This is a genomic window from Micromonospora sp. NPDC023814 (genome assembly GCF_040639595.1).
In the GTDB taxonomy this organism is placed as follows: domain Bacteria; phylum Actinomycetota; class Actinomycetes; order Mycobacteriales; family Micromonosporaceae; genus Micromonospora.
This window is the reverse complement of sequence record NZ_JBFAAF010000029.1, coordinates 29,267-55,441: the sequence shown is the minus strand read 5'-3', so window position 1 is coordinate 55,441 and position 26,175 is coordinate 29,267. Positions and strand designations below refer to the sequence as shown.

Genomic DNA, 26,175 nt, shown 5'->3' with positions numbered 1-26,175 from the left:
CGCGGTAGCGCGGTGCCGTCAGCCTCCGGAGGCGACGGCTGGCGGAGCGCTGCCGGCGATCGGCAGGTTGTGGAAGGTCAGCAACCCGGCGCCGGTGCCGTTGACGATCCACGGTCCCGCCCCGGAGTGGCCCAGGTAGCTCACGCCGGTCGCGCCAGCGGGTGGGCCGGAGAGGGTCAGCACCAGCCGGCCGCCGTCCCGGTACGCAACACCGGTGACGGTGACGGTGCTGCCGTTGATGCGGAAGTCCGCCTGGGCCCCCGGCTGGACCGTGAGCGGGTCGTCGTCGCGCAACTGGACGACCACCTCGGTGCGCTCGGCGTTGCCGAAGGCTGCCGCCCGCGGGTCGGGGGAGGCCACTCCGTCGCCCGGGCCGCCGTACAGGTCATGGGCCAGCACACTGAAGACCCGATCGCCCAGCTCGCGGTAGCCCTGCTCCCACGCGAAGTGGCAGCCCTCGTGGCCGGACAGGCCGTTGGTGGACAGCACCGTCACGCCGAGGGTGTCGCCCATCCGCCGTTGGGCCTCCCGCAGCCGTCCGGTGCTGCTGTCACCGCAGGGCGAGGTACGCACCTGGAAGACGTAGTACCGGCTGCCGCCGGGGATGTCGATACCGATCTCCCGCCGCCAGTCGCCGAGCAGGGCGGTGACGCCAGCCACGTGCCTGGTGGCGTTGTCGTTGTCCGACTCGCCCTGGTACCAGAGCACGGCCCTGACCCGCCCGATCACCCCGGCGGCTGTCAGGCGTTGCCGCAGCCGACCGTAGTTGGTGGCAATGTCGCCGGGGCTGACGTCGTTGCGCTGGAAGAACGAGATGGGCTTCCCGTTCTCGGCGCCGTTGAGGACGGCCACCGGCACCTGGTAGGTGTCCGAGAGCCGGTGGGCCATCCGGATCCCCCACTGGCCGACCGACCCGGGCTGCCGGATCGCCTCGCTGACCGCGTAGTTCCACCCTCGGTCCGACGCCGAGAACGTACGGTCCGCCGTAGACGATCCGTAGCTGCGGACGAAGGCGGATTCCTCCCCCACTGACGATCCCCGGTACTTCGCCGAGACGGCGTTCGACTGGCCCTGGATAACGTAGACGTCACCGGCCACGACGCCGTCCCAGAGGCCAACCCGGCGGCTCAGGCCATCACCCAGCACGTGCAGTTCGAAGCGGTACTCCCGCAGCGCCGCGACGATGCGTCGGCGAAAGGTGAAATCACCGGCGCTGGTCACCGGCAGGGTGTCCTCCCACCCCTCGGCCCCGCTGGTGACCTTCAGTCGTACGGCCCTGACCCGGGCGTCGTGCACCTTGCCGATGACAGGGACCACGGCGCCGCTCTCGGCGTCCCTCGGGTACAACTGCCGGTCGCGGGGATGTTGGTCGAGGGTGAGCACCGACGGTCGCGCGTACACCGTCAGCCGACGCTCGGTGAAGGCGCCTGCGTTGTCGGACAGCGTCCAGTCAGGGTGACCGTCCGGCGCGGTACCGATGCCGACAGACAACGGATTGCTCTTCGAGGTGAACCCGTTGACCGCGAACACCGTCTGCGGCGGGACGGCGGAGGGGCGGGTGGGGGCGACCAGGTGGACCTGGAAGGAGCCGTACCCGATGGCGCCCCGCAGGTCGTCGTCGGCGTCGAAGCGGCCGGCGGAGGCACCCGGTATCTGGCCGGACGCCCCGGCGTTGTACGAGTTGGGCCACATCTCCAGGTAGCCGGGGAGCCCCGTGCCGGCCGGCAGGCCCTCGACGTTGGACGCGATCTCCAGGTCGCTGACCCGCTGCCGGACGATCTGGCCGCGCCGGGTGGGCAGACCCAGGCGACGGGCGTCGGTGGTGAACGGCGCCATCGCCGTCCACACCCACTGCCGGCCGGCCGGGCCCGTCAGCTCCAGGCAGTAGCCGACCCGGTCGAAGCCGCGGGTCACCTCGGTGCGGTCGAACGCGTACGTCGGGTTGCGGTTCGCCCAGTTGACGCGGTCGGGCAGGTCCACCGCCGCGACCGGGACGAAGTCGGCCATGCCGGAGACGTTCGCCGCGCACGTCGTCCCGTCCACCGGGGCGGCCGTCGGCCGGGCCCGGTCGTCGCCGGACGTCGACCACGCCGCAGGCGGCGTCGCCACCGGCGACGAAGGCCACGCGACGACCGCCAGTGCGGAGGCGAGCAGCCCGACCGTCCCCACGGCGATCCAGACCTTCCGGGGTACGGGCCGGAGGCGCTGGAAGGGGGAGAGAGGATCGGACACCCTCGGACCTCCACTGGTCGGGCGGTTCGTCCGGGCAAGGCTATGCGATGCGGGGCGACGGATCGTCCGCGCCCGGGACCTGCGACCGCACCGCGGCCCCCGGCGTGACCCGTCGGGGCCCGTCAGGAGGGCGCGGCGGTCGGCACGGGGCGCGACATGACTGGTCGTCGTTGTCTGCGATGATGCGCGCCATGGCCGCCACCACCTCCACGCCCACGGTGGGCACCCGGTCCGTCGGCATCGACACCCTCCGGATCATCGGTCTCGCGGCCGTCGTCGTCGGTCATGTCTGGATCGACGACACCACGCGGGCCGTCATCTACACCTGGCACGTCCCGTTGTTCTTCATCCTCACCGGCTACTTCTGGTCGGCCGGCCGCCCGATCGGCGGCGAGTTGCGGAAGCGGTGGCAGACCCTCGGTGTGCCGTACCTCGCCTGGCTGGTGATCCTGCTCGCGATGCTCGCGGCCGTGGCGGCGGTGAAGGGTGGCGTGGGATCGGACACCTTCGGCGGAGCGCTGTACGGCGGCACCGCCGCCGTACGGCCGTTCTCGGCGTTCTGGTTCGTCTCCGTGCTGTTCCTGATCGCGGTCGCCTACCGCTGGCTGGAGCGGTTCGGAACGGCCGTCAGCTGGGGGGTGGCCCTGGTGGGGCTGCTGGCCGCCTACCTCGCTCCGAACGTGGTCACGGCCGGGCCCCTCGGTCTGTTCCTCGTCCCGGCCTGCCTGCTGTTCGTGCTCTGCGGTCGCCACCTGCGTCAACTGCGGCCGCGGTTGTCCGCCGGGATGGGCGCCGGCATGGTGTCGGCCGGGGCCGGTCTGGTGCTGATCGGTGCGAGCGGCTCGCTGGACATCAAGGCCGGCGATTTCGGGAAACCGGTCTTCGGTGTGCTGACCGCGACGCTGCTCAGCTGCGGATTCATCCTGCTGGCCGAGGCGCTCGACGAGCGCGTCGGCGTGCCCGCGGCGCGCCTCGTCGGCCGACTCGCCGCGTGCGGCATCGCCGTCGTGCTGAGCCACGCGGCGGTGCTGTGGGTTCTGCGCACGGGCCCGGACGGCGGCTGGGTCGACCTGGCGGCGGCCCTCGTGCTGCCCTGGGCGTTCGCGCTGGCCGTGCTGGGGACGCGCTTCGGTCCGCAACTGACCGGGACGGGCGGACGCCGGCCGTAGGACGGCGATGCCGGGTCGCCGGACCGACCCGGCCGGCCGACGTCCTGGCGTACGCGGCGGGCCCGGCCCTACGCCCGGTTCCCCCGTCGGCTGAACAGCATCGCGATCAGCGCGACGAGCCCGATCACGAGCACGACACCGCTGGCGACGAGCAACGGCACCGCCCAGCCCGGCCGGTCCGACGAGCCACCCTCGCCCCCACCGCTGTCGACGGCCGCCTGACGGTACGCCTGCGCCAACAGGTTGGCCGGGGACTTCTCCGTCACGCCGTCGAAACGGGTGATCGCGGCGGCTTCGTCGCTCGCGAAGTACGCGTCCAGGCCGGAGCGGTAGAGCTTGTCGTGCTCACCGAGGGCGTTCTGCACCCCCGCCGCGTCGAGCAGACCGGTCATCGTGGAAACCGGCACAACCAGGCGGTTGGCCTTGTCGGGCCGGAGGATGTCGTTGTCGAGCAACCCGACGACGCGACCCTGCGGGTCGATCGCGATCCCGCCCCGGGAGTACAGGCCGACGTCCTCGCTGATGCGGTACGCGTTGACCGGTGACTGGGCGTCCACCCCGGTCACCTGCACAGGCTTGGACAGCACCGTGTAGGTGGCGGACCGGAAGCTGGCGTCGGTGGTGCCGTAGCCCAGGACCAGCAACGGGGTCTCCGGGCTGATGGTGGCGGAGGGGTTCAGTTCGGCGGCGGGCAGGTTCTGCTGGTCGAGCTTGACCAGCGCGAGGTTTCCCTCTTCCAGCCCGAGTGCCTGGACGACGGTGCCGGGGATCGCCGGGCTGTCGGTGACGTCTCCCTTGGCGGCGTTCAACTGTCCGAAGAGCTTGACCTCGGGGGCCGTCGTGGCCTCCGTGCCGGTGAAACGGGTTGTCTTCATCCTGGCCCGGGTGTAGGCGGGCACCTCCGCCGCGGCGAGTTCCTTCTCGCTGACGAGGACATTGGCCAGGGCGGAGAGGGCGCCCGCGAGCACAATGTCCTCAGTCGGCTGCACGCACTGACCATTGGTGAGGACGTGTCCGTCGTGGTTGACCACGAACCCGCTGCAGCGCCGGCTGAACGTGACGGGCGCCTCCCGCAGCAGGGCGTTGCTCTGCTTGTTCCTGACATAGCCGGTGAAGATGACCTCCACGAAGACCATGGACGGCGCAGCGGTCGCCAGCGCCCGCTCCTCGGCGCTGTAGAGGGCCGCCTGGGCCCAGGGCTTGAGGCCCGGGTTGACCGGGGTGGCGGTCGGAAAGGCAGTGGAGGCGGCCGTGGGCGGGCTCGCCGGCTCACCCGAGCCGCCGGCCGTGACCGCCCAGGCCCCAACCACGCCGCCCAATGCCGCCACCAGCAGAAGCGCGGCGACGGCGATCCAGCGCCCGGTGCGGCGCGGTGGCGGGCCGGAGGGCTGGATCCGACGGACCGGTGCGGCGAACGGGTCGTGCGGTAGGACCTCGACCGGGCCTCCCTGGGCGGCCTGCGGCTGGGCCGGGCCGGCGGCCGGCGCCGCTGAGGCCACGGTATCGGCCCCGGCGGGCGAGGCGGGCGCGGCCGAGACGGGATGCGGGGCCGCCGACGCCGGCTGGGCGGAGACCGGGCTGGTGTGCATCGCCCACGGCACGTGCGGCAGTCCGGACACCGGATGCGGCGCTCCGGAGACCGGGTGCGGGACTGCGGAGACCTGCTGGGGAGGGGCCGAGACGGGGGGCGCGGCGGCCGGCGCGGGCTCGTACTCGACGCCGAGTGCCCGGAAGAGCTTCTCGGCCCCCGGACCCACCTCGGAGGAGTACGCCACCCAGGGTGAGGCGGCCGAGAAGTCGGCGTACGTGTACGGCACAGCGTTCGGCGCCTGCGCCTCCGCGAGGGAGTCGGCGATCCCCGCGAACGCCTCCCGCCAGCCGGGGGCGGCGGCGACGGCGGCGTCCAGGACGGCCACGGTGACGAGGCGGCCCTGTCCGTCGATGGCAGCCCAGGCCTTTCCGACCGGAGATCCGCCCAACACGTGGGTGAACCTGTAGGGGCCTTCCGGCTGCATGTGCACTCCTCCACTCAACTGCCGTGGGGATAGTACCGAGGCAGGGCCAGTTCTTTCCCTGCCGGTCGCTGGCCCGACAGTCAGCGGGACGGGCGGCTCCCGCAGGACTCCGCGACGGCCGTATTGTCTTGTGAAAGTTTCTATGCATAGAGTCATCGTGTGAATGAAGGAGCTGTCGCGGTGCCCACCGAGCAGGTGCTGGACCTGTTCCAGGGGGTCCGGCTCACGCCGACCCAGCGCCGGATCGCGCACTGCCTGGTGCAGCACGCGCCGACGGCGGCGTACCTGTCGGCGGCCGAGGTGGCCGAGCTGGCGGGGGTCAGCCAGCCGTCGGTGACCCGGTTCGCGGTGGCGCTCGGCCACGACGGCTACCCCGCGCTGCGCCGCCGGCTCCGCGAGCTGACCGCCGGCACGCCGGGCGGCCCCGCCGGCGCGGGCAACGAACTCCAGCAGGCGGTACGCGCCGAGATCGGCAACCTCGACCGGCTCGCCGGGCAGCTCGCCGACCGGGACCGGATCGCCGAGACCGGGAGGCTGCTGGCCGCCAGTCGCCCCCTGCCGGTCCTCGGCCTGCGGGCCGCCGCGCCGCTGGCCGCGTACTTCGCCTACTTCGCGGCCAAGGTGCACCCCGACGTGCGGGTGCTCGACGACGGCGGCAGCCTGCTCACCGACCGCCTCGAACAGGCCGCCGCGGCCGGGGCGGGCGCCCTGCTCGCCTTCGTGCTCCCCCGCTACCCCCGGGAGACCCTGGACGCGCTGCGCGAGGCGCGCACCGCCGGCCTGCGTGTGGTGGCCATCACCGACTCGCCGGTCAGCCCGGCCACCGAGCACGCCGACGTGGTGCTGCCCGCCGCGGTCGGCGCGCAGCTCGTCTTCGACCTGCACACCGCCCCGATGACCCTGGCCATGGTGCTGCTCCAGGCCATCTGTGACGCCGACCCCGCCGACACCCAACGCCGGCTGGAGGCCTTCGAGGCGTCCGCCGCCCGCCGCCAGTTGTTCCTCGGCTGAGAGGAGACCCGAGATGTCCCAGCCCGTCCGCGCCGCGCGCGGCACCGAACGCACCGCCCGTGGTTGGCCGCAGGAGGCCGCGCTGCGGATGCTGATGAACAACCTCGACCCGGAGGTGGCCGAGCGCCCCGATGACCTGGTGGTCTACGGCGGCACCGGAAAGGCCGCGCGGGACTGGCCGTCGTACCACGCGCTGGTGCGCACCCTGACCGACCTGCGCGACGACGAGACCATGCTGGTGCAGTCCGGCCGGCCGGTGGGCGTCATGCGCACCCACGAGTGGGCGCCCCGGGTGCTGCTGGCCAACTCCAACCTGGTGGGCGACTGGGCCACCTGGCCGGAGTTCCGCCGCCTGGAGCAGCTCGGCCTGACCATGTACGGGCAGATGACCGCCGGCTCGTGGATCTACATCGGCACCCAGGGCATCCTCCAGGGCACCTACGAGACGTTCGCCGCCGTCGCCGCGAAGAGGTTCGGGGGCACCCTGGCCGGCACGCTGACGCTGACCGCCGGGTGCGGCGGGATGGGCGGGGCGCAGCCCCTCGCGGTCACCATGAACGGGGGCGCCTGCCTGATCGTGGACGTGGACCGGAGCCGGCTGGACCGCCGGGTGCACGACCGCTACCTCGACGAGGTCGCCGACTCCCTCGACGACGCCGTCGAGCGGGCGCTCGCCGCGAAGCGGGACCGCCGCGCGCTGAGCGTCGGCGTGGTCGGCAACGCGGCCACGGTCTTCCCGGAGCTGCTGCGCCGGGGCGTCGCCGTCGACATCGTCACCGACCAGACCAGCGCGCACGACCCCCTGTCGTACCTGCCGGAGGGGGTGGAGCTGGCGGACGCCCGGGACTACGCGGCGGCGAAGCCGGCCGAGTTCACCGACCGGGCGCGGGCGTCGATGGCGAAGCACGTCGAGGCGATGGTCGGGTTCCTCGACGCCGGGGCTGAGGTCTTCGACTACGGTAACTCGATCCGGGGCGAGGCGAAGCTCGGCGGGTTCGAGCGGGCCTTCGACTTCCCCGGCTTCGTGCCGGCGTACATCCGGCCGCTGTTCTGCGAGGGCAAGGGCCCGTTCCGGTGGGCGGCGCTCTCCGGCGACCCGGCCGACATCGCCGCGACCGACCGGGCCATCCTGGAGCTGTTCCCCGAGAACGAGTCGCTGGCCCGGTGGATCCGGATGGCCGGCGAGCGGGTCGCGTTCCAGGGTCTGCCGGCGCGGATCTGCTGGCTCGGCTACGGCGAGCGCGACAAGGCCGGCGTGCGGTTCAACGAGATGGTCGCCTCCGGTGAGCTGAGCGCGCCCGTGGTGATCGGCCGGGACCACCTGGACTGCGGCAGCGTGGCCAGCCCCTACCGGGAGACCGAGGCGATGGCCGACGGCTCCGACGCGATCGCCGACTGGCCGCTGCTCAACGCGCTGGTCAACACCGCCAGCGGGGCGTCCTGGGTGTCGATCCACCACGGGGGCGGGGTCGGCATCGGGCGGTCGATCCACGCCGGGCAGGTCTGCGTCGCCGACGGCACCGCCCTGGCCGGGCAGAAGATCGAGCGGGTGCTCACCAACGACCCGGCGATGGGCGTGATCCGGCACGTCGACGCCGGCTACGACGCCGCCCGCGAGGTCGCCGCGCGCACCGGCGTCCGCACCCCCATGGCCGAGGCGTGAGGCGGGGCACCTTGTTAACGGATTTGGTAGAGGAAGGGTCCCTTCCTTACAGGTTCCGGACGCTGTGGGACGAGATCGCCCCGATCGGGCGGGACGACCGCAGCGGCGGCTACCTGCGGTACGCGCTGACCGAGCCGGAGCTGCGGCTGCGGGAGTGGTTCCGCGACCAGGCCGGCCGGCGTGGCATGCCGGTCACCGAGGACGGCAACGGCAACCTGTTCGCCTGGTGGGGTGACCCGGCGGCCGGCGGCGCGGTGCTGACCGGCAGCCACTTCGACTCGGTACCGCACGGCGGGGCGTACGACGGGCCGCTCGGCATCGTCAGCGCGTTCCTCGCCGTGGACGAGCTGCGCGCGGCCGGCGTCGCGCCGGCCCGCCCGCTGGTGGTCGGCGCGTTCGTCGAGGAGGAGGGGGCGCGGTTCGGCGTACCGTGCCTCGGGTCGCGGCTGCTCACCGGGGAGATCGCGGTGGACCGCGCGGCCGGGTTGCGCGACGCCGCCGGGGTGAGCTTCGCCGAGGCGCTGGGCGCCCGGCCGGCGGGCGCCCAGCCGGAGCTGGTCGGCCGCTTCGCCGCCTTCGTGGAGCTGCACGTCGAGCAGGGCCGCGCGCTGGTCGAGGGTGACGCGCCCGTCGCGGTCGCCAGCGCGATCTGGCCGCACGGCCGTTGGCGCTTCGAGTTCACCGGCGAGGGCAACCACGCGGGTACGACCCGGATGGCCGACCGCCGCGACCCCATGCTGACGTACGCCTTCACGGTGCTGGCGGCGAACAAGGAGGCCCGGCTGCGCGACGCCCACGCCACCGTCGGCCGGGTGTCGGTGGAGCCGAACGCGACCAACGCGATCCCGTCGAAGGTGACCGGGTGGCTGGACGCCCGCGCCGCCGAGCCGGACACGCTGACCGGGCTGGTCGACGCGGTGCACGCCAAGGCCGCCGAGCGGGCCCGCCGGGACGGTACGGAGGTGGCGCTGACCGAGGAGTCGGCCACCCCGCTGGTCGCCTTCGACGGCGGCCTGGCCGGCCGGCTCGCGGCCCTGCTCGACGCGCCGGTGCTGCCGACCGGGGCGGGCCACGACGCCGGGGTGCTCGCCGCGCACGTGCCCACGGCGATGCTGTTCGTGCGCAATCCGACCGGGGTCTCGCACTCCCCGGCGGAGTCGGCCACCGACGCCGACTGCGCCGCCGGGGTGGCCGCCCTGGCCCGGGTGCTGGAGGAGCTGGCATGCCGGTGAACATCCGGCCGGCGGCGGGGCGGCCCCGCCGGGACGCGCGATGGACGGCCGGGACGCCGGGGCTGGTGGTCTCATGGACGGGGCAGCTCGACAGGGGGCGAACGAGATGACCGCGACCCGCTGGCTGGCCGAGTACGCCTGGCTGCCCGACCACGCCGAACCGACCGCCGACGTGCTGATCGAGACGGCCGACGGGCGGATCACCGCCGTCACGCCGCTGGCCGGGGACGGCGCACCGACCGCCGGGGTCGAGGTCCTGGCCGACGCCGAGCGGCTGCCCGGGCTGACCCTGCCCGGGCTCGCGAACGCGCACTCGCACGCCTTCCACCGGGCGCTGCGCGGGCGCACCCACGGCGGGCGCGGCGACTTCTGGACCTGGCGCGACCGGATGTACGCGGTCGCCGCCCGCCTGGACCCGGACTCGTACCTGGCCCTGGCCCGGGCGGTCTACGCCGAGATGGCGCTGGCCGGCATCACCTGCGTGGGCGAGTTCCACTACCTGCACCACAACCCGGACGGCACCCCGTACGCCGATCCGAACGCGATGGGCGAGGCGCTGGTCGAGGCTGCCGCGCACGCCGGTATCCGGATCACCCTGCTGGACACCTGCTACCTCACCGCCACCGTCGACGGGCAGCCGCTCACCGGGCCGCAGCGGCGGTTCGGCGACGGCGACGCGCTGCGCTGGGCGGAGCGGGTCGCCGCGTTCACGCCCGCCGGCGACCACGCCCGGGTGGGCGCCGCGATCCACTCGGTGCGCGCCGTGCCGGCCGGGCAGCTCGCCACCGTGGCCAACTGGGCGGACCGGCGGGGCGCGCCCCTGCACGTGCACCTGTCCGAGCAGCCCGCCGAGAACGACGCCTGCCGGGCCGTGCACGGCCGCACCCCGACCCGGCTGCTCGCCGACCACGGGGCGCTCGGCCCGCACACCACGGCCGTGCACGCCACCCACCTGACCAGCGGCGACCTCACGCTGCTCGGCGACGCCGGCACCGGCGTCTGCCTCTGCCCGACCACGGAGCGGGACCTGGCCGACGGGATCGGCCCGGCCCGGCGGATGGCCGACGTCGGGTTGCCGCTCAGCCTGGGCAGCGACAGCCACGCCGTGGTCGACCTCTTCGAGGAGGCGCGCGCGGTCGAGCTGGACGAGCGGCTGCGCACCCGCCGCCGCGGCCACTTCGGCGCCGCCGAGCTGCGGGACGCGGCCACCGTGGGCGGCCACGCCGCGCTGGGCTGGCGCGACGCCGGGCGGATCGCCGTGGGCGCCCGCGCCGACCTGGTGACGGTACGGCTGGACAGCCCGCGCACGGCCGGCGTACCGCCGGTGGGGGTCTGGTTCGCGGCGGGCGCCGCGGACGTCGCGCAGGTCGTGGTGGACGGCCGGGTGGTGGTGCGTGACGGCCGCCACCTGACGGTCGACGTGCCGGCCGAGCTGACTGCGGCCATCGAGGAGGTGACGCGGTGAGCGCGAGGAGTGAGCCGGTCCTGCGAGCCCCGCAGTCGCGAACGGAGGGGAGCACCGCGTGAGCAGTCTGCTGGTCGACGACATCGGCGAGCTGGTGACCAACGACGGCGGCGGCGAGGGCGGCCCGCTGGGCATCCGCCGCGAGGCCGCCCTCCTGGTCGAGGACGGCCGGGTGGCCTGGGTCGGGCCGTCCCGCGACGCGCCGGCCGCCGACCGGCGCCTGGACGCCGGGGGCGCCGCCGTGCTCCCCGGCTTCGTGGACAGCCACGCCCACCTGGTCTTCGCCGGGGACCGGGCCGCCGAGTTCGCCGCCCGGATGGCCGGGCAGCCGTACACCGGCGGCGGCATCCGGACCACGGTCGGCGCCACCCGGGCCGCCTCCGACGACGAACTGCGGGGCACCGTGCGCCGGCTGCGCGACGAGGCGATGCGGCAGGGCACCACCACCATCGAGATCAAGAGCGGGTACGGGCTCACCGTCGCCGACGAGGCCCGCTCCCTGGCGATCGCCGCCGAGGTCAGCGAGGAGACCACCTTCCTCGGCGCCCACGTGGTCCCCGCCGAGTACGCCGACCGTCCCGACGACTACGTGGGGCTGGTCTGCGGGCCGATGCTGGCCGCCGCCGCCCCGCACGCGCGCTGGATCGACGTGTTCTGCGAGCGGGGCGCCTTCGACGCCGACCACACCCGGGCGATCCTGACCTGTGGCCAGGCCGTCGGGCTGGGCGTACGGGTGCACGCCAACCAGCTCGGCCCGGGGCCGGGCGTCCAGCTCGGCGTCGAGTTGGGCGCGGCGAGCGTCGACCACTGCACCCACCTGACCGACGCCGACGTCGACGCCCTGGCCTCCAGCCGGGTCGATGGCACATCCCCCGAGGGCGGGCACACCGCCACCGTCGCGACCCTGCTGCCGGGCGCCGAGTTCTCCACCCGCTCGCCGTACCCGGACGCCCGCCGGCTGCTCGACGCCGGCGTCACCGTGGCGCTGGCGACCGACTGCAACCCCGGCTCGTCGTACACCTCGTCGATGCCCTTCTGCGTGGCGCTCGCCGTACGCGAGATGCGGATAACCCCGGCGGAGGCCGTCTGGGCCGCGACCGCCGGCGGTGCGCGGGCGCTGCGCCGCGACGACGTCGGGGTGCTCAAGCCCGGGGCGCGGGCCGACCTGATGATCCTCGACGCCCCGTCCCACCTGCACCTGGCCTACCGGCCCGGTGTGCCACTGATCCGCCAGGTCCTGCACAACGGAGCGCCGCAATGACGTCTGTTTCCATTCTGCCCACCGGGGTCTCCCCCGCCGACGTGCTCGCCGTGGCGCGCGGCACCGCCAAGGTCGTGCTCGACCCGGCCGCCGTGGACGCCATGACCGTCAGCCGGTCCATCGTCGACGGCATCGAGGCCGCCGGCCGGCCGGTCTACGGCGTCTCCACCGGCTTCGGGGCCCTCGCCAACACGTTCGTCGCGCCGGAACGGCGGGCCGAGCTGCAGCACGCGCTGATCCGCTCGCACGCCGCCGGGGTGGGCGCGCCGATGCCGCGCGAGGTGGTGCGGGCGATGATGCTGCTGCGGGTCCGCTCGCTGGCGCTCGGCCGCTCCGGGGTCCGGCCGCTGGTCGCCGAGGCGCTGGTCGACCTGCTCAACCACGACGTGACGCCGTGGGTGCCGGAGCACGGTTCGCTGGGCGCCTCCGGCGACCTGGCGCCGCTGGCACACTGCGCGCTGGTGCTGCTCGGCGAGGGCTGGGTGCTGGGCCCGGCCGGCGAGCGGATCGACGCCGCCGACGCGCTGCGCCGGGCCGGTCTGCGGCCAATCGAGCTGGCCGCCAAGGAGGGGCTGGCGCTGATCAACGGCACCGACGGCATGCTCGGCATGCTGCTGCTGGCGATCCACGACGCCGCGCACCTGTTCACCATGGCCGACGTCACCGCCGCCCTCGCGATCGAGGCGATGCTCGGCTCGGAGCGGCCGTTCCTGCCGGAGTTGCACGCCATCCGGCCGCACCCCGGGCAGTCGGCCTCGGCGGCGAACATCCACCGGCTGCTCCAGGACTCCCGGGTGATGGACTCGCACCGCGACGACCTGGCGCACGCGGTGCAGGACGCGTACTCGATGCGGTGCGCCCCCCAGGTGGCCGGGGCGGCCCGGGACACGCTGGACTTCGTCCGCACGGTGGCCGGCCGGGAACTGGTCTCGGTGGTCGACAACCCGGTGGTGCTGCCGGACGGCCGCGTCGAGTCGACCGGCAACTTCCACGGCGCGCCCCTCGGCTTCGCCGCGGACTTCCTGGCCATCGCCGCCGCCGAGGTCGGCGCGATCGCCGAGCGTCGGGTGGACCGGCTGCTCGACGTCACCCGGTCCCGGGAGCTGCCGGCGTTCCTCTCCCCCGACGCCGGGGTCAACTCCGGGCTGATGATCGCCCAGTACACGGCGGCCGGGATCGTCGCGGAGAACCGGCGGCTCGCCGCGCCCGCCTCGGTGGACTCGCTGCCCACCAGCGGCATGCAGGAGGACCACGTCTCGATGGGCTGGGCGGCGGCCAAGAAGCTGCGCACCGTGCTGGACAACCTGACCAGCCTGCTCGCTGTCGAGCTGCTCGCCGCCGTACGCGGTCTCCAGCTACGCGCCCCGCTCGACCCGTCGCCGGCCGGTCGGGCGGCCGTCGCGGCGCTCGGCGGAATCGCCGGCGAGCCGGGGCCGGACGTGTTCCTCGCCCCGCTGATGGAGGCCGCCCGGGCCGTGGTGGCCGGGCCCGAGCTGCGCGCCGCGATCGAGCGCGAGACCGGCCCTCTCGCCTGAATCCGGAGGAGATGACGGACGGGCGGGCCGGAGGCCCGCCCGTCGGCGTTCAGGCGGTGGCCGGGGGCAGCACCTTCGCCACCAGCTTGGCCAGCTCGCGCAGCGCCTTGCCGCGGTGGCTGACCGCGTCCTTCTCCTGCGGCGTCAGCTCGGCGTTCGTCCGTTCCTGCCCGTCGCCGAGGAAGATCGGGTCGTAGCCGAAGCCGCCGTCGCCGCGTGGCGAACGCAGCAGCCGACCGGTCTGCCGGCCGTCGACCAGGTGCTCCTTGCCGCCGGGCAGCACCAGCGCCACCGTGCAGACGAAGGACGCCCCCCGGTGCTCGTCACCGAGGTCCGCGATCTGGTCCAGCACCAGCTGGAGGTTGGCCTGGTCGTCGCCGTGCCGGCCGGCCCAGCGGGCGCTGAACACTCCCGGCATGCCGTTCAGCGCGTCGACGGCGAGGCCGGAGTCGTCGGCGATCGTCGGCATTCCGGTGCGTCGGCAGCCCTCCCGCGCCTTGATCAGGGCGTTCTCGCCGAAGGTGAGGCCGGTCTCCGGCAGCTCCGGGTATTCCTCGACGTCGTCCAGGCCGACCAGGGCGACGCGGTGCGCGCCGAGCGCGCCGTCGAGGATGCGCTGCAGCTCGATGAGCTTCTTGCGGTTACGGGTGGCGAGCAGCACCTTGTTCATCAGACCTCACCTTTGTTCGCGACTGCGGGGCTCGCAAGCTCACTCCTCGCGCTCACCGGACCTCACCTCTGTTCGCGGCTGCGGGGCTCGCAAGCTCACTCCTCGCGCTCACGACCCGAGAGCCTTCCGCTGGGCTTCGGCCAGTTCCACGCAGCCGGCGACGGCCAGGTCGAGCAGGGCGTCGAGCTGCTCGCGGGCGAACACGCCCGCCTCCCCGGTGCCCTGCACCTCGACGAACTCCCCGGCACCGGTGCAGACCACGTTCATGTCGACCTCGGCGGTCACGTCCTCGGCGTAGTTGAGGTCCAGCCGAGGCTCGCCGGCGATGACCCCGACGCTGACGGCCGCCACCGAGCGGTGCATCACCTTCTCCGGCTTGCCGGCCAGCGCCTTGCGCCCGGCCAGCCAGGTCACCGCGTCGTGCAGCGCCACGTAGGCGCCGGTGATCGCCGCGGTCCGGGTGCCGCCGTCGGCCTGGAGCACGTCACAGTCGAGCACGATGGAGTTCTCGCCGAGCGCCTTCAGGTCGATCGACGCCCGCAGGCTCCGGCCGATCAGCCGGGAGATCTCGTGCGTACGCCCGCCGACGCGCCCCTTCACGCTCTCCCGGTCGGAGCGGGTGTTGGTGGCGCGGGGCAGCATCGCGTACTCGGCGGTGACCCAGCCGAGCCCGGAGCCCTTGCGCCAGCGGGGCACCCCCTCGGTCACGCTGGCGGTGCAGAGCACCCGGGTGTCGCCGAACTCCACGAGCACCGAGCCCTCCGGATGGGTGCTCCAGCCCCGGGTCAGCGTCACAGGTCGGAGTTCGTCGGGTCGCCGCCCGTCAGGTCGTGCCATGCCTGCACCCTATGTGGTGCGATGGCCGGCCCGTTGCGGGGTGCCGGGTGCCCGCCGTGAGGGCGTCCCTCCTCAGTCGCACTCCCGGACGCGGACGTTGAGCACGAGCGGCCGGTCCCAGCCGAGCGGCACCTTGTCCAGCCCCGTCGTCGTCGCGGTCGCCCGGCAACTGTTCACCCGCCACGTCCAGGTGCAGGTGGGGCCGCCGTACTGGAAGCCGTTTGCCACGCAGCGCGTCACGTCCTCGATCTTCGCGTCCTGCGCGCCGGCCGCGACGAGCCAGTCGTGCACCCGTTCGCCGAGGTCCACCGGGCACCGCCCCTGGGGACAGGTGAACCGGTACACCTGCAGCGTCGCGTCGTCGCCCTCGACGAGCCCGTCGGAGGTGAAGCTGTGCGGCCGCCCCCAGTCCGCGAAGATCGCCCTTCGCTCGGCCATGTCCTGCCGGGGCGCCCACCAGCCCACGTACCCCGCGATGCCGCCGCCGGCACAGAGCCCCATCGCGAGCAGCCCGGCGAGCACCACGAAGAACACCCGCAGCCCGGTGGACCGGCGCGGCGGCGCCGGGGTGGGCCCGGCCGGCGGGAAGGTGGCCGCCGCCGGGTATGCGACGGGCTGGCCGGCCGGGTACGGTCCGGCGGCGAACGGCGCGGGCCCGGGAACCGGACCGGCGGCAGGCGACGGCGCGCCTTGCGGGTACGGCGCGCCGGGCGGACCCGTCGGAGGGGTCGGCGGGTGGGGCTGCCAGCCGGCCGGCTGGGCGGGGGAGTTGCTCACCGGCGAGATCCCAGGCGGACGATCTCGTTTCCGAGGCCCCCGGTGCGCCGGCGCGGCTCAGACGTCGTACGTCGCGCCGGCGCGGACCACCTCGAGCGGTCCCGCGTACGCCGCCCCGGCCGCCTCCACGGTCATCGCCTCGCTGCCCCAGGCGGCCACGAGGTGGGTCAGTAGCAGCCGGCCGACGGCCGCCTTGGTCGCCGCCTCGCCGGCCTCCCGGCCGGTCAGGTGCAGGTCCGGCGGGTTGTCCACGCCGTCGAGATAGCTCGCCTCGCAGAGGAAGACGTCGGCGTCCTGGGCGAGCCGGAGCAGCGCGTCGCAGGGCGCGGTGTCGGAGGAGTAGCAGAGCACCCGGCCGCCGTGCTCCAGCCGGACGCCGTACGTCTCGACGGGATGGTTGACCCGGTCGACGGTGACGCTGAACGGGCCGATGGGGAAGGTGCCGGGCTGGAGGGCGTAGAACTGGTAGACGTCCTCGACCGTGCTGTCCTCCTGCCCGTACGCGGCCGCCAGCCGGTCGGGCGCGCCGGACGGCGCGTAGACCGGCAGCGGCGGGTAGGGGCCGTCCGGGGCGTAGCGGCGGACCACCACGTAGGACGCGGCGTCGAGGATGTGGTCGCAGTGCAGGTGGGTCAGCAGGATGGCGTCGGGGGCGTGCAGCCCGGCGTAGCGCTGGAGGTTGGACAGCGACCCGGAGCCGAAGTCGACCAGGAGTCGGAAGCCGTCCGCCTCGACCAGGTATGCAGAGCAGGGGGACTCGGGGCCGGGAAAACTGCCGGCGCAGCCCAGCACGGTCAGACGCATCGAGTGGTCTCACTGTCGCGCTGCGTAGCGATCGCGCCGACGGTCGCTCTCTCGATGATCTTTACCGACGCGTGCGCCACGCTGCGCAGCCTACGCCGGCACGCGGGGCGGCAAGAATCATCCACAGGAAGTTGTCACCAACGTGACACCCGCCCCCGGCCCGCCGCGCCACGCGCGGCCGGTGCGTGACGAGCCGAAACCCGACGGTAGCGCTGAGTGAGCAGGGCGCCCACCGCGACCGGCAGCCGCCCGCAGGGCCACCACGCGTGGCGGTGACCCTGCGGCGGCGTCCTCAGGCCCAGAGCTGACCCTCCAGCGCCGCCTCGGCGTCGGCGAGAGTCCCGCCGTACGCGCCGGTGGAAAGGTATTTCCAGCCGCCGTCGGCGACCACGAACGCCACGTCGGCGCGGCGGCCGTCGCGGACCGCCTCGTGCGCCACCGCCAGGGCGGCGTGCAGGATCGCGCCGGTGGAGAAGCCCGCGAAGACGCCCTCGACCTCCACCAGCTGCCGGGTCCGCAGCACGGCGTCCCGGGTGCCGACGGAGAAGCGCCGGGACAGCACGGTGGCGTCGTAGAGCTCCGGGACGTACCCCTCGTCGATGTTGCGCAGCCCGTAGACCAGCTCGCCGTACCGCGGCTCGGCCGCGACGACCTGGATCCCGTCGACCTTCTCGCGCAGGTAGCGCCCGGTGCCCATCAGCGTTCCGGTGGTGCCGAGGCCGGCCACGAAGTGCGTGATGGTGGGCAGGTCGTGCAGCAGCTCGGGGCCCGTGGTCTCGTAGTGCGCCCGGGCATTGGCCTCGTTGCCGTACTGGAAGAGCATCACCCAGTCGGGGTGCTCGGCCGCGATCTGCTTCGCCGTGGCCACCGCCTGGTTCGAGCCGCCTGCGGCCGGCGAGAAGATGATCTCCGCGCCGTACATCCGGAGCAGCTGCACCCGCTCGGTCGAGACGTTCTCCGGCATCACGCAGACCAGCCGGTAGCCGCGCAGCTTCGCCACCATGGCCAGGGAGATGCCGGTGTTGCCGCTGGTCGGTTCGAGGATGGTGTCGCCCGGGCGGAGCCGGCCGGCCTCCTCGGCCGCGCGGACCATGAACAGGGCCGCCCGGTCCTTGATGCTGCCGGTCGGGTTGCGGTCCTCGAGCTTGGCCCAGAGCCGCACCGGCGGCGCCCCCGCGGGCACCGTCGGGGAGAGGCGGGGCAGGCCCACCAGGGGGGTGCCCCCACAGGCGTCGAGGAGGCTGTCGTACCGCGTCATCGCGGCCGCCTCAGCCGGCGGCGACGGACGCGCGGTGGCCGGCGATCGCCGCGGCGGCGGCGAAGCCGAACGCGCCACCGGCGACGGCCGGCAGGATAGTCACGCTGTCGCCGTCGTTGAGCTTGGCGTCGAGCGCGCCGAGGAAGCGGACGTCCTCGTCGTTGACGTAGACGTTGACGAAGCGGTGCAGCGCCCCGGTGTCGGTGACCAGCCGGGCCCGGAGGCCGGCGTGCCGGGAGTCCAGGTCGGCGAGCAGGTCGCCGAGCGTGTCGCCGGCGCCCTCGACGACCTTCGCGCCGCCGGTGTAGCTGCGCAGGATGGTGGGGATGCGAACCTCGATGGCCATGATGTCGTGCTCCTCGGTGATGATCGGGTGTGCCGGAAGGTGACGGGACGTGGACGGGTGGTGCGGCGCTGGGGTCAGCGGCCGGAACACTCGTAGTCGACCGTCGCCGGGCTCTGCCCGAACATGTAGGACTGCACGGCATGCGGGTCCACCCCCGCGTCGAGGATGCGCACCGGCTCCTCGGTCACCACGCCGTCGACGATCCGGAAGGAGCGGATCTCCTCCGTGTCGGGCTCCCGGGTGGAGACCAGCAGGTAGTGCGCGCCCGGCTCGCCGGCGAAGGAGATGTCCGTCCGGGACGGGTAGGCCTCCGTGGCGGTGTGCGAGTGGTAGATGACGACGGGCTCCTCGTCCCGGTCGTCCATCTCGCGCCACACCCGCAACTGCTCCATCGAGTCGAACTCGTAGAACGTCATGGAGCGGGCGGCGTTGTCCATCGGGATGTGCCGGGTGGGGGTGTCGCTGCCGGCGGGACCGGCGACCACGCCGCACGCCTCGTCGGGGTGGTCCCGACGCGCGTGGGCGACGATCGCGTCGACGATCGACCGGTCGATGCTCAGCACGTGCTCCAGCCTAACGCGTACGGGGCACCAGCTTAAGGTGGTGCCGGTCACCCCTAGTCGATCAAGGCGTTGAGCAGGGACTCCTGGAGGTACCCGAGGTACGCGTAGACCGACAGTTGGAACACCCGACTGGAGGTCGGATCCTCGGCGACCGCGTCGTCGAGCTCCTCGCCGAGGTCCGTGCCGTCCTTGATCTCCAGCCGCACGCCCATCGCCAACCGGGCGTCGTTGAGCGCCCGCAGCCACGCCTCGGCCGCCTCCGCGTCGAGGCGCACCTCGCCGCCGGCGGAGTCGGGCAGCGCGGCGAGGATCGCACCGGCCTGGTCGATCTTGCCGGTCTTGAGGTCGCCCTCGGTGTAGCGGCGGAACTCGGCGGTGCCGGACGGGTCCTCCGGGTAGGCGTCGGGAAAGAGCCGGCCGACCACCGGGTCGGAGTGGTCGAAGCCGTCGGTGAGCAGGCCGACCACCTCGGAGGCGACCTTGCGCAGCACCCGGACCTCGTCGACGGCGAAGGTGGCGACGTAGCGGTCGCCCTGGCGACGGAACATGCTCACGACCGGTCCACCGTCGCCCACAGCCCGTACGCGTGCAGCTGCGACGCGTCGTGCTCCATCCGCTCGCGGGCGCCGCTGGAGACGACGGCGCGCCCCTTGTGGTGCACGTCGAGCATGAGCTGCTCGGCCCTCTCCCGGCTGTAGCCGAAGAGCTTCTGGAACACCCAGGTCACGTAGGTCATGAGGTTGACCGGGTCGTCCCACACGATCGTCACCCACGGCCGGTCGGACGCCGGCACCTCATCGGTGTCCGGCGTCTCGACCGGTGCAACCTGCGGAGCCGCCATGCCCCCCATCGTGCCACCGGATCCGGCGAACCGAGGAACCGGAACGCCGGCCCGCCGTGGAACACCGCGTCCGGCCTGGCCGGGCGCGTCGGAGGCAGCCCGCGGCGGCCCCGACGCGGGGCCGGCGGCACGGACGACGCGGTCGCCGTCAGGCGAGCAGGATGCCGTGGTCGACAGCATCGGAGAGCACCCCGTCCAGCGAGAGGCGGACCACCTCGATCCGCCGGGACACCTCCCGGGACAGCTCCACCTCGATCTCGCGCAGTGCGCGCTGCGCCCAGGCGCGGGCGGCGTTGGGATCGTGGTTGCCGGGGCTGCGCCAGTGCTGCCAGCAGCCACCCGAGAGGGCCACCGCGACGGGCGGGAGCACCTCCTCGCGCTCGGCGCCCGGGCAGCTCGCCAGCGCGTCGGTGGCGCCGGCACCGGTCAGCCCGGCCACGCCACCGGTGCTGGTCACCAGCAGCACGCGGTCCAGTTCGTGGCCGGCCCGGTGGTCGGCCAGCCCCCAACGCACCGCGAAGGAGAGGCGCTGGCGCACGCCCGCGGACAGCGGCGCGCCGAGCACGCGGCCGGCGGCCTCCTCGACGAGCCGGCGGACCGCGTGGTCGCACTGGGCGGTGGCCAGCAGCGACAGCGCCTCCATCTCCCGGTCGAGCAGCTGCGGCAGGCCGGCGCAGCCGACGCCGAAGACGATCTCCTGCACCACGCGCAGGTGGGCGTTGGCCAGCTCCAGGGCGAGGTGCTGGCGGATGCGCTGGGCCCAGGAGCGGGCCTGGCCGTCGAGCCGCTCGGACCAGTCGCCCGGGTCGGCGGCCACCGGCACCCGGCCCTGTGCCCCGGGCAGCACCGGCGGGTCGGCGCTGGCCCGCCGCAGCCCCTCGTCGGCGGCCCAGCCCGCCAGGGCCCGGCGCAGGTCCGCCCCGTCGCCGTCGCCGTCGGCGATCGCGAACCAGCGGGCACGGGCGAGCCCCGGAACGGCGGCGAGCAGGGCTGCCCGGTGCGCCTCGACGGTGACCGCGACCGGGTCCACCGGGGCCGGCCCGGAAGCCGACCCGACCGGCGCGACGGACGCCCCCGTGCCCTCCGTCACCGCCGGGACCTCGGGCACCGGCGCCCAGCCGGCCGCGCCCGGGGTGACCGCGAAGAAGACCTCCACGCGGGCACGGGCCACCTCGGCGAGCAGGTTCAGCTCGACGGCGGTGAAGGCCTGGTCGGCGGCGGTGACGAAGAGCACCGCCCCGGCCCGGCCCGCCGCGTCGAGCAGCAGCCGGGTGCCGGCCGCCCCGAGGGCGCCCGTGTCCGGCGTGTCGACGAGGCTGAAGTGCCGCAGTAGCGGCTCGGGCACGCTCAGCTCGACGCGGCGCGGCGGACGGGCCAGCGCCGGGCCGGCGGCCAGCCGGTCGGCCCCGTACGAGTGCGGCTGGCGGTAACCGGGCACGTAGGCGGCCCGGGTCGGCACCCGGGAATGCCGGACCACCAGCCAACTCCCGGCCGGCACGGTCAGCATGCCGGGATCCAGCCGGAGCACACCGGCGAGCACCTCGGACCGACCCGCGCCGGCCGGGCCGACGGCGACCACGGCCAGCGGTTCCTCAGGCCCCGGCTCGGTCACCCCGAGCCTGGTGGGCAGGGGACCGCGGTGGGGCAGCTTCGCGGCGGCGGCCATGTCGCCGGGCACGTCGACCGCGGGGAGAGGACCGGGCTTCATTCGAGAGCGGCCTCCCATGACAGGCGGCTGGCAACTGCCGGCCGCGTGGAATCGTCCGGTGACGGCACCCGGATGCCGGAAGAGTACGGGCGACCAGGCCCCTACCCGAACACCTCGGATACTTAGGAGTAATCACGAGATTACTCAACTTCGCTGCGTGACGATGCGAGCGCGGACGGATTTCGATGGATATGCTGCCTCGATGAGTCGGTGGAGTTTCGTCGGCAGAACGGATGAGCTCAGCCGCCTGCTGTCGGCGGTGACCGGCGCGGAGGGGCGGGGCCTCTTCTTCAGCGGGAGCGCCGGCATCGGCAAGAGCCGCCTGCTGCGCGAGGGGGTGGCGGCGCTGCCCCGCGACGGGTACGCGGTGTGGTGGATCGCGGCCAGCGCCACCACCGCCGCGCTGCCGTTCGGCGGGCTGGTCCAGGTGCTCCCCGCCGAGCAGCCGCAGGGCCTGTCCCCCGCCGGCATCCTGCGCTGGGCGGTGGACGTGCTGCAACAGCAGGCCGCCGGCCGCCGGATCGTCCTCGCGATCGACGACGCGCACCTGCTCGACCCGCCCTCGGCCGCGCTGGTGCACCTGGTCGCCCGGGCGGAGAACGCCACGGTCATCGGCACGCTGCGCGACAGCGAACAGCTCCCGCTGCCCATCCGTGCGCTGTGGACCGACGACCTCGTCGACCACGTCGAGCTGAACCCGCTGGCACCGGCCGAGACCACCCGGCTGCTCTCCGAGATCCTCGACGGCCCGGTCGACGCCACCTCCGCCGACCGGCTGGGCCGGCTCTCGGCGGGCAACCCGCTGCTGCTGCGCGAGCTGGTGTTCGCCGCCGACCGCGGGGAGCTGGCCCGCACGTACGGGATCTGGAAGTGGACCGGCCGGCTGGAGCTGGCGCCCAACCTGACCGACCTGATCGACACCCGGATCGGGCAGCTCACCCCGGGCGTACGCGCGGTGGTCGAGCTGGTCGCCTTCGGCGAGCCGCTCGGCCTGCACCTGCTCAACCAGGCCGTGGACCCGGCAGACGTGGAGCACGCCGAGGAGCGCGGGCTGATCGTCGTGGTGCGCGACGACCGGCGCGCCAACGTGCGGCTGGCGCACCCGCTGTACGGCGAGGTGATGCGCCGCCGCTGCCCGGTCAGCCGGACCCGCCGCCTGGAGGCCCGCCTCGCCGAACTGCTGGAGCAGGTCGGCAAGCGACGCCGCGACGACCTGCTCCGGGTGGCGGTCTGGCGGCTCGACTCCGGCACCGCCCAGGACCCGACCCTGCTGCTCGACGCGGCCGGGCAGGCGTTCGCCCGCTACGACGTACCGCTGGCGACCCGGCTGGCCCGCGCGGCGCTCGACGCCGGCGGCGGGTTCGACGCCGCGGAGCTGCTGGCCACCATCCTGATGTTCGCCGACCGGCCGGAGGAGGCGATCGCGGTCCTCGACGCGGTCTCCGCCGAGATCCGCGGCGACCGGCGGCTCAGCCGCTGGCTGACCGTGCGGGGCATGGTCAGCTACTGGGGCCTGAGCCGAGAGTCCACGGTGGAGGAGATAGCAGCCCACGGCTCGACGCTGAAGGACTCCGCCGACCAGGCCCGGGTGCTGGCCTTCGAGGGCATCATGCGGCTGCACCGGCTGGACACCGGCCTCGCGCTGCGGCTCGGGCAGACGGTGCTGGACCGGCCGGCCGCCAGCGTCTCCGCCCGGGAGCTGGCCCGCAGCACCATCGCCTACCTCCAGGCGGCGCAGGGGCAGCTGCACCGCAGCGCCGCCGCGATCGACCAGGTGCAGGCCGAGGCGAGCCGCTGGCGGGCCGACATGCCGTACCTGCAACTGGCCCTGGAGCTGGCCCGGGGCACCCGGCTGGCGCTCGCCGGCGACCTGCCCGGCATCGACGCGATCGTGGCCGACGAGTTCGCCGACCTGGCCGGCGCCGGAGACTTCCGGCTCGGCACCGGCTACCTGGCCATCCTCCAAGCGTACGCGGCCCGGCTGCGCGGCCAGAGCGACGCGGCGCTGCGGACCAGCCTCGAGGCGTGCGCGGTGCTCGCGACCAGCCGGGTCTACGCCGGGCTGGCCCAGGCCGAACGGGCCCAGGCGGCGGCCCTGCGCGGCGACGCCGCGCAGGCGGCCGAGGCGATGGCGGAGGCCGACCGCACCCACGCCCCGGGCATGGTCGTGCTGTACCCGTGGCTGGAGCAGGCGCGCGGCGCGGTGCTCGCCGCCGGCGGCGACGTTCCCGGCGCCGCCAAGCACCTCGTCCAGCTCGCCGACCGGCTCCGGGCGGACGGTTTCGCCGGTCACGAGGTGCACGTGCTGTACGAGCTGGTCCGGCTGGACCGGGCGACCGCCCCGATCGGCCCGACCTGTTCCGACGGCAGCCGGCGCACGGTCGCGCAGCGGCTGGCGGAGCTCTCCGAACGGGTCGACGGGCTGCTGCCGCCGCTGCTGGCCCGGCACGCCCGGGCCGCCGCGGCGGGCTCCGCCGACGACCTGCTGGCGGTGGCCGACGGCTTCGAGGCGCTGGACCTGGCCGTCTACGCGGCGGAGGCGGCCGCCGCCGCCCTGGACCGGCTGCGCCGGCAGCGGTCCCCGGCGGCGGGCGCGGCCCGGGAACGCCTGGCCGCGCTGCTCGGCCGCTGCGACCTGATCCGCACGCCGGCGTTGCAGGCCGGGGCGCCCGCGCTGAGCGAACGCGAGTGGCAGGTGGCCCGGCTCGCGGCGGACGGGGTGACCAGCCGGGCCATCGCGGAGCGGCTCTATCTCTCCGCCCGCACCGTGGAGAACCACCTGCAACGGATCTACAGCAAGCTCGGCGTGACCGGCCGGGCCGAGCTGCGGGCCGCTCTGCGGGCGATCCCGGGCCACGAGGGCGGCCTGCCGGAGTGAACTCTAGGCTGGGGCGGTGAGCACCCTTCGCCCCGCGTTGCTGACCGACCACTACGAGCTGACTATGGTCAGTGCCGCCCTGCGGGACGGCACCGCCGACCGCCGCTGCGTCTTCGAGGTGTTCAACCGCCGGCTGCCCGCCGGCCGCCGCTACGGGGTGGTCGCCGGCACCGGCCGGCTGGTCGAGATGATCCGCGACTTCCGCTTCGACGCCGACGAGATCGACTTCCTGCGCCGCACCGGGGTGGTCGACGAGCGGGCCGCCGACTGGCTGCGCGACTACCGTTTCACCGGCGACGTCGACGGCTACGCCGAGGGCGAGCTGTGCTTCCCCGGCTCGCCGATCCTCACCGTCTCCGGCGGCTTCGCCGAGTGTGTCGTGCTGGAGACGCTGGTCCTCTCGGTGCTGAACTACGACTGCGCGGTGGCGGCGGCCGCCGCGCGGATGGTCACCGCGGCCCGCGGCCGGACGCTGATCGAGATGGGCTCCCGGCGGGCGCACGAGGAGGCGGCCGTGGCCGCGGCGCGGGCCGCGTACCTGGCCGGGTTCCGGTTCACCTCCAACCTCGCCGCCGGGCAGCGGTACGGCATCCCGACCGCCGGCACCGCCGCGCACGCGTTCACCCTGCTGCACGACGACGAGCGGGCCGCGTTCGCCTCGCAGGTCGCCACGTTCGGCAAGGAGACCACGCTGCTGGTCGACACGTACGACATCAGTGAGGGCATCCGCAACGCGATCGCGGTGGCCGGGCCCGACCTGCGGGCCGTCCGGATCGACTCGGGCGACCTCGCCGTGATCGCCCAGCAGTCCCGCGAGCTGCTCGACTCGCTCGGTGCCACCGAGACCAAGATCATCGTCTCCGGCGACCTCGACGAGTACGCCATCGCCGCGCTCGCCGCCGAGCCCGTCGACATGTACGGCGCGGGCACCGCCGTGGTCACCGGCTCCGGCGCGCCCACCGCCGGGCTCGTCTACAAGCTGGTCGAGGTCGACGGCCGCGCGGTGGTCAAGCGCTCCGAGCGCAAGGCCACCATCGGCGGCCGGAAGGTGGCCGTACGCCGGCACAAGCCGACCGGCACCGCCATCGAGGAGGTCATCGTGCCGCAGGGCGTGCCCGACCGGCAGCCCAACGACCGGCTGCTGCAGCGGCCGTTCCTGGTCGGGGGCGAGCCGGTGGACCTGCCGACCCTGGACGAGTCGCGGGAGCACCTGCGGCAGTGCCTCATCTCCATCCCCTGGGAGGGGCTGAAGCTCTCCGGCGGCGACCCCGCCATCCCCGTCACGGTCGTACCGGCCGACTGAAAGGAGCCCTCTGGTGGGCAACGCGCTGATCATCGTGGACGTGCAGAACGACTTCTGCGAGGGCGGCTCGCTGGCCGTGGGCGGCGGGGCCGGCGTGGCGGCCGGCATCACCCGACTGCTCGCGGCCGAGCCGGACCGCTGGGACCATGTGGTGGCGACGAAGGACTACCACGTCGACCCGGGCCCGCACTTCGGCGACCCACCGGACTTCATCGACTCCTGGCCCCGGCACTGCGTGGTGGGCACCCCCGGCTCCGAGTTCCACCCCGAGCTGGCGACCGACCGGATCGCGGCGATCTTCCACAAGGGCGAGCACGCGGCGGCGTACTCGGGCTTCGAGGGACACGCCGACGACGGCGAGTGCCTGGCCGACTGGCTGCGCCGGCACGGGGTGGACACGGTCGAGCTGGTCGGCATCGCCACCGACCACTGCGTCCGGGCCACCGCCCTGGACGCCGCCCGGGAGGGCTTCGCCACCACCGTGCTGCTGGACCTGACCGCCGCCGTCGCCCCGGACACCACCGACGTGGCGCTGCGGGCGATGGAGGGCGCCGGGGTCGCCATGCGCGGGCGGCCTGTGATCAGGGCCGCATGAGGCGGTAAATCG

At 74.2% G+C, this 26,175-nt stretch carries 22 protein-coding genes; 10 read left to right on the top strand and 12 right to left on the bottom strand.

From position 1 onward, the window contains the following. Window positions 1–18 precede the first annotated feature (18 nt). Window positions 19–2,232 (bottom strand): sialate O-acetylesterase, encoded by a 2,214-nt coding sequence (locus tag AB0G14_RS17690; RefSeq protein ID WP_357698494.1) that lies wholly within the window; start codon window positions 2,230–2,232, stop codon window positions 19–21. A gap of 191 nt (window positions 2,233–2,423) precedes the next feature. On the opposite strand from AB0G14_RS17690, the gene AB0G14_RS17685 reads away from it, so the two are divergent. After that, window positions 2,424–3,401, top strand: coding sequence for an acyltransferase (locus tag AB0G14_RS17685; RefSeq protein WP_357698492.1), 978 nt, complete (start codon window positions 2,424–2,426; stop codon window positions 3,399–3,401). 68 nt (window positions 3,402–3,469) lie between these two features. Here the strand turns inward: AB0G14_RS17685 and AB0G14_RS17680 are convergent, their stop codons facing one another. Continuing rightward, window positions 3,470–5,416 (bottom strand): trypsin-like peptidase domain-containing protein, encoded by a 1,947-nt coding sequence (locus AB0G14_RS17680; RefSeq protein WP_357698490.1) that lies wholly within the window; start codon window positions 5,414–5,416, stop codon window positions 3,470–3,472. 159 nt (window positions 5,417–5,575) lie between these two features. On the opposite strand from AB0G14_RS17680, the gene AB0G14_RS17675 reads away from it, so the two are divergent. The 6 genes from AB0G14_RS17675 (at window position 5,576) to hutH (ending at window position 13,583) form a co-directional block, all read left to right on the top strand. Next, the gene (locus tag AB0G14_RS17675; protein WP_357698488.1) at window positions 5,576–6,427 is read left to right on the top strand and encodes a MurR/RpiR family transcriptional regulator; all 852 of its coding nucleotides are present in this window, start codon (window positions 5,576–5,578) and stop codon (window positions 6,425–6,427) included. 13 nt (window positions 6,428–6,440) lie between these two features. Then, the gene (hutU, locus tag AB0G14_RS17670; protein ID WP_357698486.1) at window positions 6,441–8,090 is read left to right on the top strand and encodes a urocanate hydratase; all 1,650 of its coding nucleotides are present in this window, start codon (window positions 6,441–6,443) and stop codon (window positions 8,088–8,090) included. A gap of 11 nt (window positions 8,091–8,101) precedes the next feature. Continuing rightward, window positions 8,102–9,322, top strand: a complete 1,221-nt coding sequence (locus tag AB0G14_RS17665) for an allantoate amidohydrolase (RefSeq protein WP_357698484.1) — start codon at window positions 8,102–8,104, stop codon at window positions 9,320–9,322. Window positions 9,323–9,428: 106 nt separating this feature from the next. Then, window positions 9,429–10,787 carry a formimidoylglutamate deiminase gene (locus AB0G14_RS17660; RefSeq protein ID WP_357698482.1) on the top strand — a complete coding sequence of 453 codons (1,359 nt, stop codon included), beginning with the start codon at window positions 9,429–9,431 and terminating at the stop codon, window positions 10,785–10,787. 58 nt (window positions 10,788–10,845) lie between these two features. After that, complete coding sequence (gene hutI / locus AB0G14_RS17655; protein ID WP_357698480.1) at window positions 10,846–12,048, top strand: imidazolonepropionase; 1,203 nt, start codon at window positions 10,846–10,848, stop codon at window positions 12,046–12,048. Next, complete coding sequence (gene hutH, locus AB0G14_RS17650; RefSeq protein WP_357698478.1) at window positions 12,045–13,583, top strand: histidine ammonia-lyase; 1,539 nt, start codon at window positions 12,045–12,047, stop codon at window positions 13,581–13,583. Before hutI ends, hutH begins: the two co-directional genes overlap by 4 nt. Window positions 13,584–13,632: 49 nt before the next feature. Here the strand turns inward: hutH and rdgB are convergent, their stop codons facing one another. The 10 genes from rdgB to AB0G14_RS17600 form a co-directional block, all read right to left on the bottom strand. Then, window positions 13,633–14,253: an RdgB/HAM1 family non-canonical purine NTP pyrophosphatase gene (rdgB, locus tag AB0G14_RS17645; protein ID WP_357698476.1), complete on the bottom strand. Its 621-nt coding sequence runs from the start codon at window positions 14,251–14,253 to the stop codon at window positions 13,633–13,635. Window positions 14,254–14,361: 108 nt separating this feature from the next. Then, the gene (gene rph, locus AB0G14_RS17640; protein ID WP_357698474.1) at window positions 14,362–15,090 is read right to left on the bottom strand and encodes a ribonuclease PH; all 729 of its coding nucleotides are present in this window, start codon (window positions 15,088–15,090) and stop codon (window positions 14,362–14,364) included. Window positions 15,091–15,162: 72 nt separating this feature from the next. After that, the gene (locus tag AB0G14_RS17635; protein WP_357698472.1) at window positions 15,163–15,867 is read right to left on the bottom strand and encodes a hypothetical protein; all 705 of its coding nucleotides are present in this window, start codon (window positions 15,865–15,867) and stop codon (window positions 15,163–15,165) included. Between the two features lie 57 nt (window positions 15,868–15,924). Beyond that, window positions 15,925–16,671 (bottom strand): MBL fold metallo-hydrolase, encoded by a 747-nt coding sequence (locus AB0G14_RS17630; RefSeq protein ID WP_357698470.1) that lies wholly within the window; start codon window positions 16,669–16,671, stop codon window positions 15,925–15,927. Between the two features lie 292 nt (window positions 16,672–16,963). After that, window positions 16,964–17,929, bottom strand: coding sequence for a pyridoxal-phosphate dependent enzyme (locus tag AB0G14_RS17625; protein WP_357698468.1), 966 nt, complete (start codon window positions 17,927–17,929; stop codon window positions 16,964–16,966). A 10-nt stretch (window positions 17,930–17,939) separates the two neighbouring features. Then, complete coding sequence (locus AB0G14_RS17620; protein WP_350702868.1) at window positions 17,940–18,275, bottom strand: MoaD family protein; 336 nt, start codon at window positions 18,273–18,275, stop codon at window positions 17,940–17,942. 74 nt (window positions 18,276–18,349) lie between these two features. Further along, complete coding sequence (locus tag AB0G14_RS17615; RefSeq protein ID WP_350676806.1) at window positions 18,350–18,838, bottom strand: M67 family metallopeptidase; 489 nt, start codon at window positions 18,836–18,838, stop codon at window positions 18,350–18,352. 53 nt (window positions 18,839–18,891) lie between these two features. Further along, the gene (locus AB0G14_RS17610) at window positions 18,892–19,386 is read right to left on the bottom strand and encodes a DUF2017 domain-containing protein (protein WP_357698580.1); all 495 of its coding nucleotides are present in this window, start codon (window positions 19,384–19,386) and stop codon (window positions 18,892–18,894) included. Window positions 19,387–19,388: 2 nt separating this feature from the next. Continuing rightward, window positions 19,389–19,679: an ATP-dependent Clp protease adapter ClpS gene (gene clpS / locus AB0G14_RS17605; RefSeq protein ID WP_350702872.1), complete on the bottom strand. Its 291-nt coding sequence runs from the start codon at window positions 19,677–19,679 to the stop codon at window positions 19,389–19,391. A 148-nt stretch (window positions 19,680–19,827) separates the two neighbouring features. After that, a complete protein-coding gene (locus AB0G14_RS17600) occupies window positions 19,828–21,387 on the bottom strand; it encodes a hypothetical protein (RefSeq protein ID WP_357698465.1) in 1,560 nt (519 codons plus the stop codon). A gap of 202 nt (window positions 21,388–21,589) precedes the next feature. Here AB0G14_RS17600 and AB0G14_RS17595 point away from each other — a divergent pair, with 202 nt between their 5' ends. The 3 genes from AB0G14_RS17595 to AB0G14_RS17585 are packed head-to-tail and all read left to right on the top strand — an operon-like array spanning window position 21,590 to window position 26,163. After that, a complete protein-coding gene (locus AB0G14_RS17595) occupies window positions 21,590–24,265 on the top strand; it encodes a LuxR C-terminal-related transcriptional regulator (protein WP_357698463.1) in 2,676 nt (891 codons plus the stop codon). Between the two features lie 16 nt (window positions 24,266–24,281). Beyond that, a complete protein-coding gene (locus AB0G14_RS17590) occupies window positions 24,282–25,568 on the top strand; it encodes a nicotinate phosphoribosyltransferase (RefSeq protein ID WP_357698460.1) in 1,287 nt (428 codons plus the stop codon). Window positions 25,569–25,581: 13 nt separating this feature from the next. After that, a complete protein-coding gene (locus tag AB0G14_RS17585) occupies window positions 25,582–26,163 on the top strand; it encodes an isochorismatase family protein (RefSeq protein ID WP_357698458.1) in 582 nt (193 codons plus the stop codon). Window positions 26,164–26,175 lie beyond the last annotated feature (12 nt).